This window comes from Bacteroidota bacterium (genome assembly GCA_017303975.1).
In the GTDB taxonomy this organism is placed as follows: domain Bacteria; phylum Bacteroidota; class Bacteroidia; order JAFLBG01; family JAFLBG01; genus JAFLBG01.
Genome location: JAFLBG010000012.1, coordinates 1 through 19,279, shown reverse-complemented (window position 1 = coordinate 19,279; position 19,279 = coordinate 1). Strand labels below are relative to the sequence as shown.

Here is a 19,279-nt window from a genome sequence, read left to right as displayed (position 1 = left end):
ATTATGCTAAACAAGGCTATTTTTCTGGATAGAGATGGTGTAATAAACCACGAAAACGGATACACAACTAGTTTATCTGAATTTAAAATTTTGCCGGACGTGCTATTGAATTTAAAAAAATGGCAAGAATTAGGCTATTTACTTTTTATCATTTCTAATCAAGGAGGAATAAGTAAAGGGTTGTTCACACAACAGGAATTAGAAAAGATGCATACATTTTTTTTAGACGAGTCTAAAAAAGCAGGAGTATCAATTTCTGAAATTTATTATTGTATGCATCATCCGCAATCCAACTCGGGTAAATGTATTTGTAGAAAACCAGATTCGGTTATGTTAGAGAAAGCAATTGCTCGATTTTCTATTGACCCTAAACAATCCTATTTTATTGGAGATAAAGATACTGACATGCAAGCAGCTCAAAAGGCGGGAATAAAAGGCATTTTGGTTCCAATCAATGATTCATTAAATAAAATTAACATTCACTAACTACTCACTCCTATCTCAAATGCTAGCATCTATTCTTTTCGAAATTATTGGCTATACAGCGGCAACATTAACTACCATTGCATTCCTACCCCAACTCGTACGCATCATAAAAACACGTTCAACAAAAGATGTATCGTGGGGAATGTATTTTATAATGCTTACCGGTGTTGGTCTTTGGCTTACCTATGGTTTACTTATACAAGCCTGGCCAATTATTTTTGCCAACACTATTACTATTGTTTTAGTTGGTGCTATTCTATATATAAAATGGAGTGTGGAGAAAAAAAAATAACCTTCTCTATTCTTCGTGCCCTTTGCCCTGCAACGCTTGTTTAGGAGGATAGATAGTATCCAAAGGAGTTGTATCAAAAGTATCAATCTCTACCAATTTATCTAAATCTGGTTGCCCCGCATTTACCCATGCGGTGTACCAATAGCTACCTACCATTAAAATAGCCTCGCGCATTCTTCGTTCTACCATACCGTTCAACATTCTGTCGTATTCATTCGCATACTCAATTGAGTACACTTTTACATTTTTTGCTCCGCGTGTTTCGTAAGAATATTTTTTATCTGAATCAAACCTAGAATTTAGACTCGCCTCAAAATTCAATACCGAGTCTTTTGCAGCAAAACTAGCCCTTACAATTTGCCATGCTGTATATTGCGATTTATCTATGTATTTAGCCCTACCTACAAAGTAGTCGTATTCATTACCTTTCAGCTCAGGAATACGCGACTCCCAAAAGCCATGTATGCCCTTTTGGTTAGTTAATTGTCCATTGTAATTTTTGGTAGTATGTAATGGAACATGCGCATCTGCAACATAGTGACCAATATCAGCAGAATAACGAAGAATTTTATTGATATTATTTTCTTTAAAGGCAAACGTTAACCTTCCTAACATTACCTGAATATGCCATGGCACAATACCATGAGCCTTCAGGGAGTCTTCTGAATATTTAACAACAGCTTTCTCCCACAACATTGGAATACTGTCAAAAGGATGATCTCCATATCTATCTATATCAATAAAATGACGTGGAGCTTCTTGTTCGTCAATACTTCTTCGACTATCAGCATCTACAGCATGCTCCGTAATAAAATCAATATGTTTTTTGTAGAACCCAATCATAGCCGGAGGAAGTGTAAACACAGCCATGTTGTTAATTTTTTTGTGTCCATAAAATCCCCACGAACTAATTTTAGGCGAGTCTAAAATTGTGAATAATATGAATAGAAAAGAAAGTACAACTGTTTTTTTCACAACATTAAGATAGAACAAACTAACATTTATAGCAATATCCCACTCTTACACCAAACCTTTTCTCGAAACAAAAAAAATTGTACATTTATATAATTGAAAAAAATAATTTCCATATTTCTCTTACTTCAATTCTTAACAAATCAAACATTTGCAGAAGAATTGGTTAAGCTGCCTACTTTATTTATTCATTTTAACCATCACGCTCAAGAACATAAAGATGTAACAGGTTTTTACGACTTCTTAAAAAAACATTATTCTCAAAAAGACCAAGAACATGAACAACATGATAAGAATGAGCATGGTAATATGCCGTTTAATCATGATTCAAACTCCTGCATAAGCTCGCATAGCCCAATTAGTGCTTATTTACCAATTACCTTAAGTACGTCCTTCTTAAACAACATTGTTGTCGATCAAAAATATTATTTAACAGACGATCAGATAAAAGATTCTTGCTTTTATTCTATTTGGCAACCGCCAAAACTTGGCTAGTCCTCTTTTCTAATAAACCAATTAGATAATACCTATCTAATTTACCTCACACAATTAGTAATGCTAATAGTGGCATTTTGCCATAAATATTAATTACAAGTATATGTTAAACAAAATCATATTGTTTTCTATTAAAAACAAAATAATAGTTGGGCTTTTTACTATTGCACTCATTATTTGGGGAAGCTACTCTGTTACTCAACTACCTATTGATGCTGTACCAGATATTACCAATAACCAAGTTCAAGTAATCACAACATCTCCATCTTTGGCAGCAGAGGAAATAGAACGTCTTGTAACATTTCCTGTAGAACAAACAATGGCTACCATTCCTGGAATTGAAGAGATACGTTCCTTTTCCAGATTTGGCTTATCGGTCGTAACCATCGTATTTAAAGACGACATTGATATTTATTGGTCAAGACAACAAGTAAACGAGCGGCTAAACCAAGCCAAATCACTCATTCCAAATGGCACCGGTAGTCCTGAGCTAGCGCCACTCACATCGGGGTTGGGAGAGATATATCAATACGTATTGCACACACAACCAGGCTTTGAAAAAAAATACAGTGCGATGGATTTAAGAACTATTCAAGACTGGATTGTTCGCAGACAACTACTAGGAACAGAAGGAGTTGCAGATGTAAGTAGTTTTGGAGGGTATGTAAAACAATACGAAATTGCTCTAAACCCAGACAAGCTAAGAAGCATGAACATTAGCATTGGAGAGGTATTTAAAGCACTTCAAAAAAACAATCAAAACATTGGCGGTGCATATATCGACAAAAAGCCAAACGCCTATTTTATAAGAAGCGAAGGTTTAATAGGCAGCATAGAAGACATTGAAAAAATAGTGGTAAAAAACAATAATAATGGTACTCCTATCCTCATTAGTAATATTGCGTCAATTAACTACGGCCACGCTACACGTTACGGTGCAATGACTCGCAATAATGAAGGCGAGGTAGTTGGAGCAATTGTAATGATGCTCAAAGGAGCTAACTCTTCGAAAGTAATTAGCAATGTAAAAGAGCGAATCAAGCAAATTGAAAAAACATTGCCAGAAGGAGTTGTAATAGAGCCATTCTTAGACCGAACCAAACTAGTAAACAATGCAATTCATACTGTATCAAAAAATTTAGCAGAAGGCGCTCTCATTGTAATTTTCGTGCTGGTCTTATTACTTGGAAATTTTAGAGCAGGATTAGTTGTTGCTTCTGTTATTCCGTTAGCTATGCTATTTGCAATTGCCATGATGAATTTATTTGGTGTATCGGGAAACCTGATGAGCTTAGGCGCAATTGACTTTGGTTTAATAATTGATGGCGCAGTAATCATAGTTGAAGCAACGCTACATACAATTACGTCAAAAAAATTAAACAAACGGCTTACGCAAACAGAACTAGATACAGAAGTGTACGAGTCGGCTTCTAAAATGAGTAAATCGGCCGTATTTGGAGAGATCATTATACTTATCGTATATCTCCCTATACTAGCGTTGGTTGGCATAGAAGGAAAGATGTTTAAACCAATGGCGCAAACAGTTTCGTTTGCAATTACCGGAGCATTTATACTATCGCTTACTTATGTCCCAATGATATCGACTTTATTCTTAAGTAAAAATCAAACAAATGCAGCTACAATATCCGATCGCATAATGATATTTATTCAGCGTATTTACTTGCCAATAATTAATCTAGCCTTAAAAAGAAAAATACTCGTTGTGACAACGGCAGGTATTCTGCTTATTGGGAGTTTTTTTGTATTTATAGGATTGGGAGGTGAATTTATCCCCACATTAGATGAAGGTGATTTTGCAGTAGAAACTAGAATATTAACCGGAAGCTCGATTTCTCAAACAATTGAAACCTCCTTAAAAGCTGCAAAAATATTGAAAGATCAATTTCCGGAAGTAAAGGAGGTAATTGGAAAAATAGGCACAAGCGAAATACCAACTGATCCAATGCCTGTAGAAGCCTGCGATTTAATTATTGTGCTTAAAGATAAAGAGGAATGGATATCAGCAGACAATCGAGAAGAGTTGGCAGAAAAAATGTCGAAAGCTCTGAACAGTTTAGCAGGCGTAACATTCAGCTTTCAACAACCTATTCAAATGCGATTCAATGAACTAATGACAGGAGCTAAACAAGATGTTCTAATAAAAATTTACGGTGAAGATTTAAATACTCTTTCTAATTATGCCACTAAAATTGGCAAGCTATGTTCCACGATAGAAGGAGCTCAGGACATTTACATAGAACAAGTAACTGGTCAGCAACAAATTGTAATAAAATTTGACAGAGATAGAATTGCTCAGTTTGGCTTAAACATTGAAGACGTGAATCAAGTAATAAAGACGGCATTTGCCGGAGAAAGCGCAGGACTTGTATATGAAGGTGAAAAAAGATTCGAGGCTATTGTTCGGTTAGAAAAAGAAAATCGACAAAGTATAGACGATATACGAAATCTATTTGTGAGCGCGCCTAGCGGGAATCAAATACCCTTATCACAATTGGCATCGGTGGAATTTAAAATTAGTCCAAACCAAATACAACGTGATGATGCAAAACGAAGAATCACAGTTGGTTTTAATGTTCGAGGTAGAGATGTGGAAAGCGTAGTAAATCAGGTAAAAGAAAAAATTGATTCAAAAATTAATTTTAGTCCAGGATACTATCCAACCTATGGTGGAGCATTCAAAAATTTACTAGAGGCACGAAAACGACTATCAATAGCATTTCCAGTAGCACTGCTTCTCATATTTATACTATTGTATTTCACATTCAATTCTATTAAACAAAGTTTACTCATTTATACAGCCATACCCTTGTCAGCAATAGGAGGCATAGTGGCACTTTGGATACGAGGCATGCCGTTCAGCATCTCGGCAGGTGTAGGATTCATTGCACTATTCGGAGTAGCGGTATTAAATGGTATTGTGCTCATTGCAGAGTTTAACAATTTAAAAACAAGAGGTATGACAAATATACAAGAGATTATTTTAAAAGGAACTGCAACAAGATTGCGTCCCGTAATTATGACAGCCATGGTGGCATCATTAGGCTTTCTACCTATGGCACTTTCCCATGGATCAGGAGCTGAAGTTCAAAAACCGCTCGCCACAGTAGTCATTGGAGGTTTAATTTCTGCAACTCTATTAACATTATTGGTACTTCCTGTTTTATACTTTCTTATGGAAAGTGTAAAAAAAGACAAAAAAAGAATTCCATCCGTTACACTCTTATGTATTCTACTGGTGGGTGTACCAATATTTAGCAGAGCGCAAAGTAACACCTCTGCAATTACAATTGAGCAAGCAATTGCAGAAGCACTAAAAAACAATGGCAACTTAAAAGCAGCAAGCTACGAAGTAGAATATAATAAAAAGCTTAAGCAAACAGCTACTGAAATAGGTAAAACAAATTTTAATCTAATGCACGGTCAATACAATTCCATAAACATAGATAACAACATTTCGATCAATCAAACTATTCCATTCCCTTCATTATTTATACATGAAGCCAAGCTATACAAGGAAATGACAAAAAGTAGTGAACTGAAATTACAAGTCACTCAAAACGAAATAATACACCAACTAAAATCAACGTATTATCATTTACAATTTCTAAACTCGGAACAATCTCTACTACAAAGTCAGGATAGCATATTTCAATCTTTTTACAAAGCATGCGAAGCTCGATTTAGAATAGGAGAAAGCAATTTATTAGAAAAGACAACTGCAGAAACACAATTGTTGGAGGTTAAAAATTTGTTGCTCCAGAATCAATCCAACATCAAAATATATTTACACAGGCTTCAATCATTAATAAACACTCCAAATGCTGTAAAACCAATCAATTCGGAAATTAAGAAACTTGAGTTAAATATACCATCCGACAGCAGTAACTACATACAAAACCCTTCACTTAAATACGTAAAACAGCAAATTGAAGTATGCAACAGGCAAGCAAAGCTAGAAATGGCCGCCACACTGCCCGATTTTAATATTGGGTATTTTAATCAATCATTAATTGGCTATCAAAATACTACCGGAACTGATCAATATTTCAATGCATCTAAACGTTTTATTGGAGTACAATTAGGTGTTTCAATTCCAATATGGATTGTCCCACCATTAGCAAAAGCAAAAGCCGCCAAAATAAATAAGTCTGTTACAGAAAATAATTATGAGCAGTACCAATCAACTGTAAAATCGGAATACAATCAAGCAATAGAAGACTTCTTAAAAAATAAAAACACCCTCTATTATTACGAAACCAGCGCACTTTCAAATGCAAACCTAATTATAAGCCAAGCAGGCATAGGTTTTGCAAATGGAGATATCGGCTATATAGAGTATTTGCAAGCCTTAAAAAATGCATTACTTATAAAAGGGAATTACCTGCAATGTTTAAATCAATACAATCAAAGCATCATAACCATAGAATATTTATTAGGAAAAAATTAAAAAAAGATACATTATGAAAACAATAATTAGCAAATATAAATACACAGTAATAGTTGTTATAAGCGCACTATTTATAGCATGTGAAAAAAAAGCGATTCCTACAGAAGAAACAACTCCCACCCAACAAGAAAGTGACATAGTGGAATTGACAGAAGAACAATACAAAAATGCAGACATAAAAATCGATACTTTTGAAATGAAATCAATTAGCGGAACCATTAAAGCAAATGGAATACTGGATGTACCACCACAAAATTTAGTTAGTATTTCCGCTCCAATAGAAGGCTTCTTAAAAACCACCGAACTGTTGCAAGGAATGAAAGTAACAAAAGGGCAAGTAATTGCCGTACTTCAAAACATGGAATACATTCAGCTACAGCAGGATTATAAAGATGCACAAAGTCAATTGGAATTTTTAGAATCAGAATACAAAAGACAAGAAGAATTAGGAAAAGAAAACATCAACTCAAAAAAAATAGCGCTACAAGCAAAAACACAATACCAAAGCATGCTTGCAAAATGGAGTGGATTAAAATCAAAGCTTTCATTACTAAATATAAATCCCGAACAAATCAAAACAGGAGAATTTCAAAGTACGATAACCCTTACAGCTCCAATAAACGGATATGTTACACAAGTAAATGTAAATATTGGAATGTATGTTACGCCAGCAGATATTATGTTTAAAATTGTAGATACAGAACACCTACATGCAGAAATAACAGTATTTGAAAAAGATGTTATGAAGTTAAAAATTGGACAAAAAGTACGCTTTACCTTGGCCAACGAAACGAAAGAACGCCTTGCAACTGTTTATCTAATTGGAAGGGAAATTGGAGAAGATAGAACTGTTCGTGTTCATTGTCACTTAGATAAAGAAGACAAGGAACTATTACCAGGTATGTATTTAAAAGCGTATATCGAAACCAACCAGCAAAATGTAACTGCTTTACCAGAAAGAGCTATTATAAATTTTGAAGACAAAAATTACATTTTTGTATGCCAACCAAAGGAAAATAAAAATATGTATCGTTTTAAAATGACTACAATTTCTACTGGTATAACTGAATCAGGATACACAGAAGTAATTCTTCCTCAAACATTAAATAAAGACAGCAAAATAGCAACAAATGGAGCGTATCATCTGCTCTCAAAAATCAAAAATAGTGAAGCAGAATAAATTGTAATTAATAAAGCTACTTATATAAATTATACCTAAACCCTCCAAAGCCTCTAATTCCTTGAATTGGAGCATAATTGTAGGTTGGGTCAAAAGTGTAATTATTAGGATTATCTATACTAACATATTTATCAAATGGATCGAATGGTCGAATGATAGGATGTTTTGGAATAAAATTGAAAATATTTTTAAGCCCAGCAAAAATTTCAAATTTACTAGTTAGTTTCTTTGTAAACTGAATGTTTTGAATAGTGTGCCAAGGAGACTCTTCCGGTCTGAAATCATTTGGCAATAAAGGTAAGCGCATTGGACTTTTTACAATACCTGTATAATCAACAGTAACGCCAAGTGATTTAAAAGTATAACTAATTGTAAAATTTCCGGAAACAAGAGGAGTAAATAATTGATTAAAACGCACTAAAGAATTGGTAGAATCTGCTTGCATCAAGTAAGATTTCATAATAGTGGCGCCCAACAAACACTTAAATCCATTGGTCATACTCCAATCAATAGAAAAATTAGCTCCATTAGAAATACCATACCCGTCTAGGTTAGCATAAATAATTTTATTGGCATCTGTAAAATAATCGGGAACTATCTTATTAGCAAAATAGGTATAAAACAAACCTGCATCTAAATTCAAATAACCAGACTTCAAGACAAAAGTGGATGTGTAATTTAAATTTGCATTCCATGATTTCTCAGGACTCAAATTTTCCTTTATCACCACTTGCCTAGAACCTGTAAGGGCTGCATGATCTTCGGTAAATACGTTTACTACTCTAAATCCATTTCCAACAGAAACTCTTAACGTATTTACATCATTCAACTTTTGCTTGAGGGCCAATCGAGGTGAAACAATTAGCCCATGTACTGAATTATAATCAATTCTGCTACCAACAAGTATAGTAGTTGATTTTACTTTATGCTCATACTGTATAAATACACCAGGCATAAAAATTCGTTGCGGATTATTTGAAAATTTAGACGAGTCTAAATTACGTTGTGTTGCAACAGTATTATCATCATAAAAAGTAAAACGCATAGGAAAACCAAGCAATATCTTTCCATTGCTACCAACTTTTCTATCGTTCAACGACTGCAAAAAAGCTATGTTTTGATTTGCCATATAGGGCACAAAACCATAAAAAGAATTTTGTTTGTGAGCCGTAAACGAATATTGAAGAAAACTATTCCACTTAGTAATTGGCAACTGATAATTTCCCAATACCTCTATCCTATTGGTATAAATAGACTCTCCATAAATACTATCCGTGCCCCTAAAAGATTTGTTCCAGTTTAACTCTCCACCAAACCTATCTTCGTAAATATATCTAATAGCAACAGTTGCAGCATAGTTATTCTTTCTTACAAACGACAATTTATTAAAAACAGAAATTCTATTTTGTAGTGTTATATCTGTAAATCCATCCTTATTTACATCTACCCTATTCGATAGATTAAAATAATTCACACCCAGTAAACCTTCTATGTTTTTGTACTTGTACTTAACCCCTACATCTGTATTACTTTCAAGCTGAGAAGACATCCATGACTCAACACTTACGTTTGGAGCAGTGTTAGGACTTTTGGTAATAACATTAATTACACCTGCAACAGCTTCCGATCCATACAAGGTAGAAGCCGGACCTTTAACCACCTCTACTCTATTAACCAAACTATTAGGAATACCGCTTAATCCATATACTGTAGCCAATCCGCTAACAATTGGCATTCCATCAATTGTAACCATCGTATAAGGACCTTCCATACCATTTATATGAATATCTCCTGTACTGCACACATTGCAGTTTATTTGAGGTATTACTCCATTTACCATTTGCATAGCATCAAATAAACTAGAGGTAGGATTTTTTTGAAATAATTTAGGAGTAATTACATCAACTGAAATAGGTGATTCATTTTTTGATATTTCTTGCAGCGTACCGGACACAACTACCTCATTCAAGGCATTTGTAAATTCCTTCAAAACTATTACAACGGAATTCTGCTTAATAGAATCAATAGTAACTTTCACTTCGTTATCCTCAAAACCAACGCATTTTGCCAAAATAGTATATCTACCATAACGAGGCGTTTTTAATGAAAACTTACCATTTTCATCACTTACAGTCCCCAACTGCGCACCTTTTATTCCTACAGTGACAAATGGAACTGTGCCACTACTGGAACGAACTACACCTGACACAACTTGGCCCAACACATTACTAGGAAGATAAATCAACACAAATACTAAAAAGAATACCGTTTTCATTTTAAGCAATTATACAAAATAAATTTAGACCAGTCTAAATTTTTATTTATATTTACATAAATAATTTATTCATGCATTCCAATACCGAAGAAAACTATTTAAAGGCTATTTACAAACTAGCCGAACTAAATGACCATTTAGCAGTAAGCACCAACTCTATTGCCAATCAAGTTAAAACAAAGGCTGCGTCAGTGAGTGATATGCTTAAACGACTACACAACAAAAAGCTTATCAATTACGAAAAATACAAAGGTGTAACACTATCTGCAAAAGGGAAAAAAGAGGCTCTTCATATTATTCGCAAACACCGTTTGTGGGAACTATTCTTAGTAGAAAAACTTTCCTTTGCATGGGATGAAGTTCATGAAGTAGCTGAGCAATTAGAGCATATACACTCAGACGAATTAGTAGATAAGCTAGATAAATTTTTAGGGTACCCTAAATTTGACCCTCATGGAGATCCTATTCCAGACAAAAACGGCATAATGCACACCCGAAAAACAAAATTGTTATCAGAGATTAAAACAAACATCAAATGCGTTGTTACAGGGGTAATTGACCACACCTCTACTTTCTTAAAGTATCTCGATAAAATTAAAATCAAAATTGGTGACGAAATAAAAGTTACAGAAATAAACGAGTACGACAACTCATTACACATTATACTAAAAAAGCAAAACTCGCTTTACATAAGTAATACTATTGCTAAAAACATTATTGTAGAGTTAGAATAACCATATGCAACCTATCATAGATTTTCTTACAAGCATTAATCCTATTTGGGCAGCTTTGCTTGCAACCACATTTACTTGGTTTTTAACGGCACTCGGAGCCTCTCTTGTGTTTTTCTTTAAAACAATGGACAGAAAAATACTCGATCCTCTTTTAGGATTTACGGGAGGAGTAATGATTGCAGCCAGCTTTTGGTCATTGTTAGCGCCTGCAATCGAAATGTCAGAAGGCAAATCATTGCCGGCCTGGTTTCCACCTGCGGTAGGCTTTTTGGCTGGAGCACTTTTTTTGTATGGATTAGATAAAGTACTACCTCATTTACATATTAACTTTAAAGAATCGGAAAAAGAAGGAGTTAAAACAGATTGGCATCATACCATTTTGCTTGTTTTGGCAATAACTTTACACAACATTCCCGAAGGATTGGCAGTAGGCGTTGCTTTTGGAGCAGTAGCACATAACTTGCCACATGCCGATATTGGAGCTGCAATTGCACTAGCAATCGGTATTGGTTTGCAAAATTTCCCGGAAGGTATTGCTGTAGCTATGCCTCTTAGAAGACAAGGGGTGAGTCGTGCAAAAAGCTTTTGGTGGGGACAATTGTCTGCCATTGTTGAGCCAGTAGCTGGAGTAATTGGTGCCATTGCTGTTTTATACGCACAACCAATATTGCCCTATGCGCTTTCATTTGCAGCAGGCGCTATGATATACGTAGTAGTGGAAGAAGTAATACCCGAAACTCAACGAGATAAATATACAGATCGATCTACCCTAGGCTTAATTATTGGATTCATTATTATGATGGCTTTAGATGTTGGATTAGGCTAAGGTTTAGATTAGTCTAAATTTTACTAATTTTGTTCGTACAATAAAATTTAGAGACGTTGTTGCACACTCATTTCTTTGGGACTAAATACAAAAACTATCAGCTTAACTGTTTGCTGGTTCTTATAATTGCAATTTCATCCTGTACAAACAACACAAAAAAGCAGCACCAAAAGGTTGATTTAATTGCACCGGATACAGTTTTAGCTGAATCCCCTACAACCATTTATTTAAAAGATGTTCCGTTACCTTCAGAAATAGATTTAACGAATTCCGCGCAAGAATATTATACAGCTTTAAACGGAAGATTTGAAGAGACCGTATTTATATCTCCTCCAAAAACAAACAATAAAGGTTTTAATGGTTTATTTAAATCCTTCACGATAGAAGATGGACTTCCTGTTGATATGATATTCACTTCGTATGCAGATAGTAAAGGAAACATCTGGTTCGGTACATCTGGCGGTGGATTAAGTTGCTACAACGGAAAACAGTTTACAAATTTCAATGCCAGTAACGGATTAGCGGGAAATCAAATTATTTCCATTTTAGAGGATAGTAAAAAAAATATTTGGGCGGGAACATACGGAAGCGGGCTATATAAGTACAACGGAAAAACATTCATGTGCTTCAATGAAAATAATGGCTTACCCAATAATTACATTACAGCTATATGCGAAGATAGTAATGGAAATTTATGGTTGGGGACAATTGAGAAAGGAGTGATTTTTTATGATGGAAAAACATTTAAAAATTATACAATTAAAGAAGGTCTTCCCAGTAACTTTATTTTATCTATTACTGAAGACTATACCAAAAAAATATGGATAGGCACAGAAAAAGGTATTGCGACCTTTAGTAACGAAAAGATTAACATAAATAGCAAATTAAAATTCTTATCAACTAGTAAAATAAGATGTCTCTACCAAGACAATGAAAACACCATGTGGATTGGCACCTCAGGAGCAGGGTTAATTGCATGCAAGGGAGATTCTACAAAAACATACTCTGTAAACGATGGAATACCTAGCAATATCATATTTACTATTTCTAAAGATAAAAATTCCGGGTTATGGCTTGGAACACCCTTAGGAGCTAGCTTTTTAAAAGATAATAAATTCACAAACTATACAACAAACGAGGGACTTCCAGAGAATGAAATAAGAAGCATTTGTTCCGATCTATCTGGTAATGTCTGGCTATCAACAATTGGAACGGGAGTGGCTTGCTTTTATGGAACCTCATTTACTAATTTTAATCAAGCTCATGGACTATCAGAGAGTATTATAACCGCTATAGAATCTGACTCTAATAAACATATTTGGCTTGGAACCTACGGTGGTGGTTTGATACAATCAACAGATACAGCATTCATTGTATATGGGAAAAACCAAGGTGTACCGCACAGTGTTGTTCATGCTGTAAAACGAACCAAAGATCATAAAATATGGATAGGTACAGAAAATGGATTAAGTTGCTTTTACAATAATAAATTTACTAATTACACTACAACCCAAGGACTGCCTTATAAAATAATCACTTCTATTGAAGAAGATAAATTTGGAAACTTATGGTTGGGATTTCAAGAAGGAGGGTTAAGTTATTTTGACCATTCAAAATTCGAAAATTACAGCACAAAAGAAGGACTGTTAAGTAATAAAATTAAAAACCTATACGTAGATACTAAAAACAGAATATGGATAAGTTATAGTGAGAATCTGAGTTGTTTTGATAAAAATAAATTTATAAACTATACATCTAAGCAAGGCTTATCTAACAACAAATGTAGAGATATTGTAGAAGATAAATTTGGCAATGTATGGATATCAACATATGGTGGTGGGATTAATCGATTTGACGGAACCAGCTTTTTAAATTTAACCACAAAAAATAATTTATCTAGTAATTCAGTTTTTCAACTTGAAATAGATTCATCAGGCCTGCTTATTGTTGCCGGGAATGAAGGTATTGATATTATTAGTGGCTTTAAAACTCCTAATCACAATACAATTCCTATTGAGAATAATTACAAAAATGACAAACTAAAAAACCTCGATTTTCAATTAGAATCGTTCAATTCATCTACAGGCTTTCCTTTTAGAGATATAATGATGAGCCAACGAACAGTAAAAAACGTAAATAAAAATACAACCTTGATAGCAAGTGGTTCTTCTAAAACAGGCTTGATACAATTTAATTTAAACGAACTAAATAGAAACAAAAATGCGTTGCAAACCGTTATACATAGCATTAAAATAAATAACAGATCGTTACCGTGGAGCACTTTATCTACAAGCATTTCAAATAGCGACAGCTCTATAATTACTGAAAATACTATTCAAGAAGGAATGCTATTCGGTACTTTTCTAAAAGAAGTAGAAGTTGATTCTATGAAACAATTGTACCAATCAATTAAATTTGATAGCCTAAGCAACTTTTATTACCAACCTCAAAATCTAATACTACCTTATCATTACAACGATATAACCATCGAATTCACTGCAATAGAACCTGCAAAACCGTTTGCCGTAAATTACCAATGGATGCTAGATGGGCAAGACGATAATTGGCAACCTGTTTCAAAAGAAACCAAAGTACATTACGGAAATTTAAGAGAAGGTGCTTATACGTTTAAACTCAAGTGTCAAAGCCCTGATGGTATTTGGAGTGAGCCTATTTCCTACCGTTTCAAAGTACAGCCACCTTTTTACAGAACGTGGTGGGCTTACTTGTTTTATTCTGCGCTAGCAGGCAGTTCTTTCATCTTAATTTATAGATGGCGAACAAGAGCCCTGTTGGAAGAGAAAAAAGAATTAGAAAAAATTGTAAAAGAACGCACGATACAGGTTGTTAAGCAAATGGAAATGGTTGAAGAACAAAAAGAATTAATTGAAAAACAAAAAGAAGAAGTTGAAGCACAGCATGAATTAATCGAAGAAAAAAACAAAGAAATAACGAGCTCCATTAATTATGCACTTCGCATACAGCACTCCATATTGCCTCCGGAAGATAGATTAAAACAAATTTTTTCCGAATATTTTATTGTTTACAAACCAAGAGATATTGTAAGTGGCGATTTTTATTGGGCCGAAATTACAGATAATAATTTTTTCTTTTCGGTAGCTGATTGCACCGGACATGGCATACCGGGTGCTTTTATGAGTTTGCTAAACATATCCTTAATGAATGAAGCGGTATTAAGCAAAGGCTACACCTCTCCTTCCGAAATATTTGGATTTGTGCGAAAAATACTAAACATATTTAGTGAACGTCAACAAAACAAAGATGGAATGGATGCCGTTTTATGTGTTTTAGACAAGTCTAAAAAAACATTACAATTTTCATGTGCCAATAATACACTATGGTTAGTCAGAAATAATGAGTTAATCGAATACGATTCCGACAACATGCCTGTTGGTAAATATTATGTTGACGCTCCATTTATGGTACACACACTGCAGTTGCAAGATGGAGATACAATCTACCTTACCACCGATGGATACCCGGATCAATTTGGAGGTGAGAAAGGAAAAAAATTCAAATCTAAAGCCCTAAAAGAGTTATTAGTGAAAATATCTCCACTTCCATTACTAGAACAACAAAATATTTTAGACAAAGCATTTGAAGATTGGAAAAAAGGATACGACCAAGTAGATGATGTGTGCCTAATGGGAATTAGAATTTAGACTAGCCTAAAATAACTGTAAATTATTATTCTCAGAAAATCTACTTTTTTTTCTTAATTTAAGCATTCACAATATTCACTTATGATTACTGCTGAAACTCATATAACGTTCGATAAAAAAAAGTATTCTAACGAAACTCTTATTTCTCTTTACAACAACATTTTACTACCAAGATTAATAGAAGAAAAAATGTTGTTACTACTCCGACAAGGAAAACTATCCAAATGGTTCTCCGGAATTGGCCAAGAAGCCATATCGGTAGGCACTTCCATGGCAATGAATAAAGAAGAGTATTTACTGCCCATGCACCGAAATTTAGGTTTGTTTACTTCACGCAATATTCCTTTAGTTAAATTATTTAACCAATTGCAAGGCAAAAAAGACGGCTTTACCAAAGGGAGAGATAGATCATTTCATTTTGGCACACAAGAGTATAAAATTGTTGGAATGATATCTCATCTCGGCCCGCAGCTTGGAGTAGCAGATGGAATAGCACTTGCCAACATCTTAAAAAAAGAAAAAAAAGCTACTCTTGTATTTACAGGAGATGGCGGTGCTAGTGAGGGTGATTTTCACGAATCATTGAATGTTGCTGCTGTTTGGAATTTACCTGTAATATTTGTAGTTGAAAATAATGGATATGGTCTATCAACCCCATCTAACGAACAATTCAAGTGCAAACAATTTATTGATAAAGGAATTGGCTACGGTATAGAAGCAATTCAGGTGGATGGAAACAATATTCTAGAAGTTTATAACACTGTTCAAAACCTTGCTGCATCTATCCGAGAAAAACCACGCCCAATTTTATTGGAATGTATTACCTTCCGCATGCGCGGACACGAAGAAGCATCCGGCACCAAATACGTACCCAAAGAGCTTTTTGATGTGTGGGGCAAAAAAGATCCTGTTGCTAATTATGAAAAATATTTGATTGAACAATCTATCTTAACAGCAACGGAAGTCGAACAAATTAGAGCTAAAACCAAGGCAGATATAGATACCGCAGTAAAAGAATCTTTTGTGGAAGAAAAAATTATTCCCATTACAAAAGAAGAACTGGACGATGTGTATGCTCCATTTATTGGCTCTTCCACTGCACCTGCGAATCAACACAAATCAGAAAAACGATTTATAGATGCAATATCAGATGGGCTACGATTGGCTATGCGTAAGCATTCCAACTTAGTTTTAATGGGACAAGATATTGCAGAGTACGGAGGTGTCTTTAAAATTACCGATGGTTTTGTTGAAGAATTTGGAAAAGGCAGAGTACGCAACACTCCACTTTGCGAATCCGCAATATTAGGCTCCGGATTCGGTCTATCTATAAATGGAATGAAAGCCATGGTAGAAATGCAGTTTGCCGATTTTGTAACAGAAGGGATGACACAAATTATAAACAACCTTGCAAAATCGCACTACCGTTGGGGACAAAAGGCTGATGTAGTAGTACGCATGCCTACAGGCGCGGGCGTAGGAGCTGGTCCATTTCATTCACAAAGTAATGAAGCCTGGTTTTTTCATACTCCGGGATTAAAGGTAGTGTATCCTGCATTTCCGAGTGATGCAAAAGGTTTATTGCTTAGCGCTTTTGAAGACCCTAATCCTGTTATGTTTTTTGAGCACAAAGCATTGTACAGAAGCATTAATGAAGAAATTTTTGAAGACTATTATACAGTAGAAATTGGCAAGGCTAAATTGCGCAAAGAAGGAAACGATTTATCTATCATAACATACGGACTAGGAGTACACTGGGCTCTAGAGATCTTACAAAAACACTCCAATATAAATGCCGACTTATTGGACTTACGTACCCTACTACCTTTCGATAAAGAAGCCATTAGTAAAACAGTAAAAAAAACAGGTAAAGTTTTAATATTGCACGAAGACACACTCGTAGGTGGTATTGGTGGCGAACTTTCTGCATTTATTTCAGAAAATTGTTTTGACAATTTAGATGCGCCTATACTGCGCTGTGGTAGCTTAGAAACTCCAGTGCCAATGTCTATTGAATTAGAAAATAATTTTTTAGCGAAATCTAGGTTAGAGGAACAATTACTGAAATTGTATAACTACTAAATTACACCTCCTTCTTAATTACTAGTAGAGCTCTAAAGGTATTGCAATTAGTTAGTTCTAGCCCAGTCATCCTGAGCAGAGTCGAAGGATTTTGAATGGGCTAACGCGTACCCTTCGACTAGGCTCAAGGTGACCGACCAACAAAATATTTAACCGTAATTAGACAGTAGAAGCTTTTGAAAAAAGCGCACTATCTGTCTTAGTACGGGTAACCCCAATTTAGTATTAGTAAGGCTTTCTTACTTATTCAAAAACACTAAAAGCCTTACTAATGCTTAGTTGTAGGCAGTTGTATTTTTCAACTGCCTATTTAGGGTTAAAAAAAAATTCGAATTTTGAAAAAAGTATTTGTCTGAATTTTTAAAATGTGAAATTGAACGAAACTCTCAGACTCTTACTGAATAATAATTTTCTTATTGTACAATTTATCATTGCTTGAGGCGCTAATGGTATACAAGCCCGGAGACAAATCAGAACCACTAGCCAATTGAATCATTAATGTTTCGCTATCTAATACAAACACATTGGAGTAATATTCTTTACCTAACACATCGTGCACCACAATTAGCACTTCCTCTCCAACGGCTCCATCAAACAATACATTTAGATTAGAACTACTAGCAGGATTAGGATAAACAGCAAACTTTCCGCTTTCTGATGTTAAACTTCCAAATTCCACCGCCACTAATTCAGAATAATCATACGCACCATTAAAATCGGTTTGCTTAAGGCGATAATAGGAAACTCCTTTGTATGGCTTAAAGTCATTAGTATCGTACTTTAATACCTGTGTGCTATTGCCCGCACCATCTACTTTGGCGACAAATTCATAATTAATTCCATCTTGTGTTTTTTCAATCGTAAAATAATCGTTGTTGGTTTCGGTGGCGGTAGTCCACTTCAATTTAGCATATTCGTTGTTTATATTCTCAACTGTAAAGGTTAGCAATTCTATTGGCAAACCAACCATACAAGAACCGGCTAACTGTGAGGTATTCCAAGTGCCATTATCGGTCGCAGTGGCAGTAACACTTTCTCCATTATTTATGGTTAAACTACCTAAGCTCCAAGCGCCACTTCCGTTAGCAGTAGCTGTTCCTAAATAGGTCATGGCATCCTCGCAATTGCCTGTTGTGTTTTTAAACACTTCTACCAAAGCATTTGCAGGGGCTGTACCGGAAGCAGAAGTACCAGAAAATGCAGACACAACCGGAGATGCAAAATTAGTATTTCCGGCACCTTGCAAATCAATACCTGCGCTGGTATTGGAATAAATTAAATTTCGAGATATTAAATTGTTAGGGTCTTGAATCACTACTATTCCGTTGGCATTCTGAGTAATTATATTCCTATCTCCGGAAGCAGAAGATCCTCCTATAGTATTATTGGTACAATCTGCATCCCAATAAATGCCAAAGCGTTGGTCTCCTTGAGCCCCACCTGTCAGCAAACTGCCCGTACTAGCCCCACCACCAATATAGTTTCCTTTAACTTGAGCTCCTTCTAACCTACTGCCATAAATACCATACAAATCATTTCCAGATATTACATTGCCTTCTCCAGCAGCAGAACCTCCTATATATATTGCTGTTGAAGGGAAACACTTTATAAGCACAACACCCGACTCTTGAGCACTAGATGCTACAAAAGAAGTACCATTGGCTTGGGGACCAATGTAATTGCCTTGTACCTTAATCTCTCCACTCGAGTTTTCAATATCTATCCCTGCTGTAATATTTCCGGAAATTACATTTCTATCGGATGCTGCGGAACCACCTATTGTTAC

At 35.0% G+C, this 19,279-nt stretch carries 12 protein-coding genes; 9 read left to right on the top strand and 3 right to left on the bottom strand.

All coding sequences use genetic code 11. The features are described from left to right. The first annotated feature begins 3 nt into the window (after positions 1-3). Both J0M08_06180 and J0M08_06175 read left to right on the top strand, forming a co-directional pair. Positions 4-486: an HAD family hydrolase gene (locus J0M08_06180; protein MBN8702632.1), complete on the top strand. Its 483-nt coding sequence runs from the start codon at positions 4-6 to the stop codon at positions 484-486. Between the two features lie 19 nt (positions 487-505). Next, positions 506-778, top strand: coding sequence for a SemiSWEET transporter (locus tag J0M08_06175; GenBank protein MBN8702631.1), 273 nt, complete (start codon positions 506-508; stop codon positions 776-778). A 6-nt stretch (positions 779-784) separates the two neighbouring features. On the opposite strand, the gene J0M08_06170 is transcribed toward J0M08_06175, so the two are convergent. Continuing rightward, a complete protein-coding gene (locus J0M08_06170) occupies positions 785-1,753 on the bottom strand; it encodes a S1/P1 Nuclease (GenBank protein ID MBN8702630.1) in 969 nt (322 codons plus the stop codon). Between the two features lie 93 nt (positions 1,754-1,846). Here J0M08_06170 and J0M08_06165 point away from each other — a divergent pair, with 93 nt between their 5' ends. The 3 genes from J0M08_06165 (at position 1,847) to J0M08_06155 (ending at position 7,893) form a co-directional block, all read left to right on the top strand. Further along, the gene (locus J0M08_06165; protein MBN8702629.1) at positions 1,847-2,245 is read left to right on the top strand and encodes a hypothetical protein; all 399 of its coding nucleotides are present in this window, start codon (positions 1,847-1,849) and stop codon (positions 2,243-2,245) included. A gap of 103 nt (positions 2,246-2,348) precedes the next feature. Then, complete coding sequence (locus tag J0M08_06160) at positions 2,349-6,713, top strand: CusA/CzcA family heavy metal efflux RND transporter (protein ID MBN8702628.1); 4,365 nt, start codon at positions 2,349-2,351, stop codon at positions 6,711-6,713. Between the two features lie 13 nt (positions 6,714-6,726). After that, positions 6,727-7,893 carry an efflux RND transporter periplasmic adaptor subunit gene (locus tag J0M08_06155; protein ID MBN8702627.1) on the top strand — a complete coding sequence of 389 codons (1,167 nt, stop codon included), beginning with the start codon at positions 6,727-6,729 and terminating at the stop codon, positions 7,891-7,893. A gap of 16 nt (positions 7,894-7,909) precedes the next feature. On the opposite strand, the gene J0M08_06150 is transcribed toward J0M08_06155, so the two are convergent. Further along, positions 7,910-10,168: a TonB-dependent receptor plug domain-containing protein gene (locus J0M08_06150; GenBank protein MBN8702626.1), complete on the bottom strand. Its 2,259-nt coding sequence runs from the start codon at positions 10,166-10,168 to the stop codon at positions 7,910-7,912. Between the two features lie 71 nt (positions 10,169-10,239). On the opposite strand from J0M08_06150, the gene J0M08_06145 reads away from it, so the two are divergent. From J0M08_06145 to J0M08_06130, 4 genes are all read left to right on the top strand, one after another. Next, positions 10,240-10,902 carry a metal-dependent transcriptional regulator gene (locus tag J0M08_06145; protein ID MBN8702625.1) on the top strand — a complete coding sequence of 221 codons (663 nt, stop codon included), beginning with the start codon at positions 10,240-10,242 and terminating at the stop codon, positions 10,900-10,902. A gap of 4 nt (positions 10,903-10,906) precedes the next feature. Then, a complete protein-coding gene (locus J0M08_06140; protein MBN8702624.1) occupies positions 10,907-11,728 on the top strand; it encodes a ZIP family metal transporter in 822 nt (273 codons plus the stop codon). A gap of 110 nt (positions 11,729-11,838) precedes the next feature. Further along, positions 11,839-15,411, top strand: a complete 3,573-nt coding sequence (locus J0M08_06135; GenBank protein ID MBN8702623.1) for a SpoIIE family protein phosphatase — start codon at positions 11,839-11,841, stop codon at positions 15,409-15,411. Positions 15,412-15,492: 81 nt separating this feature from the next. Continuing rightward, the gene (locus tag J0M08_06130) at positions 15,493-17,493 is read left to right on the top strand and encodes a dehydrogenase E1 component subunit alpha/beta (GenBank protein MBN8702622.1); all 2,001 of its coding nucleotides are present in this window, start codon (positions 15,493-15,495) and stop codon (positions 17,491-17,493) included. A gap of 394 nt (positions 17,494-17,887) precedes the next feature. On the opposite strand, the gene J0M08_06125 is transcribed toward J0M08_06130, so the two are convergent. Next, the coding region (locus tag J0M08_06125) for a right-handed parallel beta-helix repeat-containing protein (GenBank protein MBN8702621.1) at positions 17,888-19,279 on the bottom strand (1,392 nt) is incomplete at its 5' end.

Coding starts and splice junctions, on each gene's coding strand:
- J0M08_06180 (MBN8702632.1), top strand. CDS start 4: ATGCTAAACAAGGCTATTTTTCTGGATAGAGATGGTGTAATAAACCAC.
- J0M08_06175 (MBN8702631.1), top strand. CDS start 506: ATGCTAGCATCTATTCTTTTCGAAATTATTGGCTATACAGCGGCAACA.
- J0M08_06160 (MBN8702628.1), top strand. CDS start 2,349: ATGTTAAACAAAATCATATTGTTTTCTATTAAAAACAAAATAATAGTT.
- J0M08_06155 (MBN8702627.1), top strand. CDS start 6,727: ATGAAAACAATAATTAGCAAATATAAATACACAGTAATAGTTGTTATA.
- J0M08_06150 (MBN8702626.1), bottom strand. CDS start 10,168: ATGAAAACGGTATTCTTTTTAGTATTTGTGTTGATTTATCTTCCTAGT.
- J0M08_06145 (MBN8702625.1), top strand. CDS start 10,240: ATGCATTCCAATACCGAAGAAAACTATTTAAAGGCTATTTACAAACTA.
- J0M08_06140 (MBN8702624.1), top strand. CDS start 10,907: ATGCAACCTATCATAGATTTTCTTACAAGCATTAATCCTATTTGGGCA.
- J0M08_06130 (MBN8702622.1), top strand. CDS start 15,493: ATGATTACTGCTGAAACTCATATAACGTTCGATAAAAAAAAGTATTCT.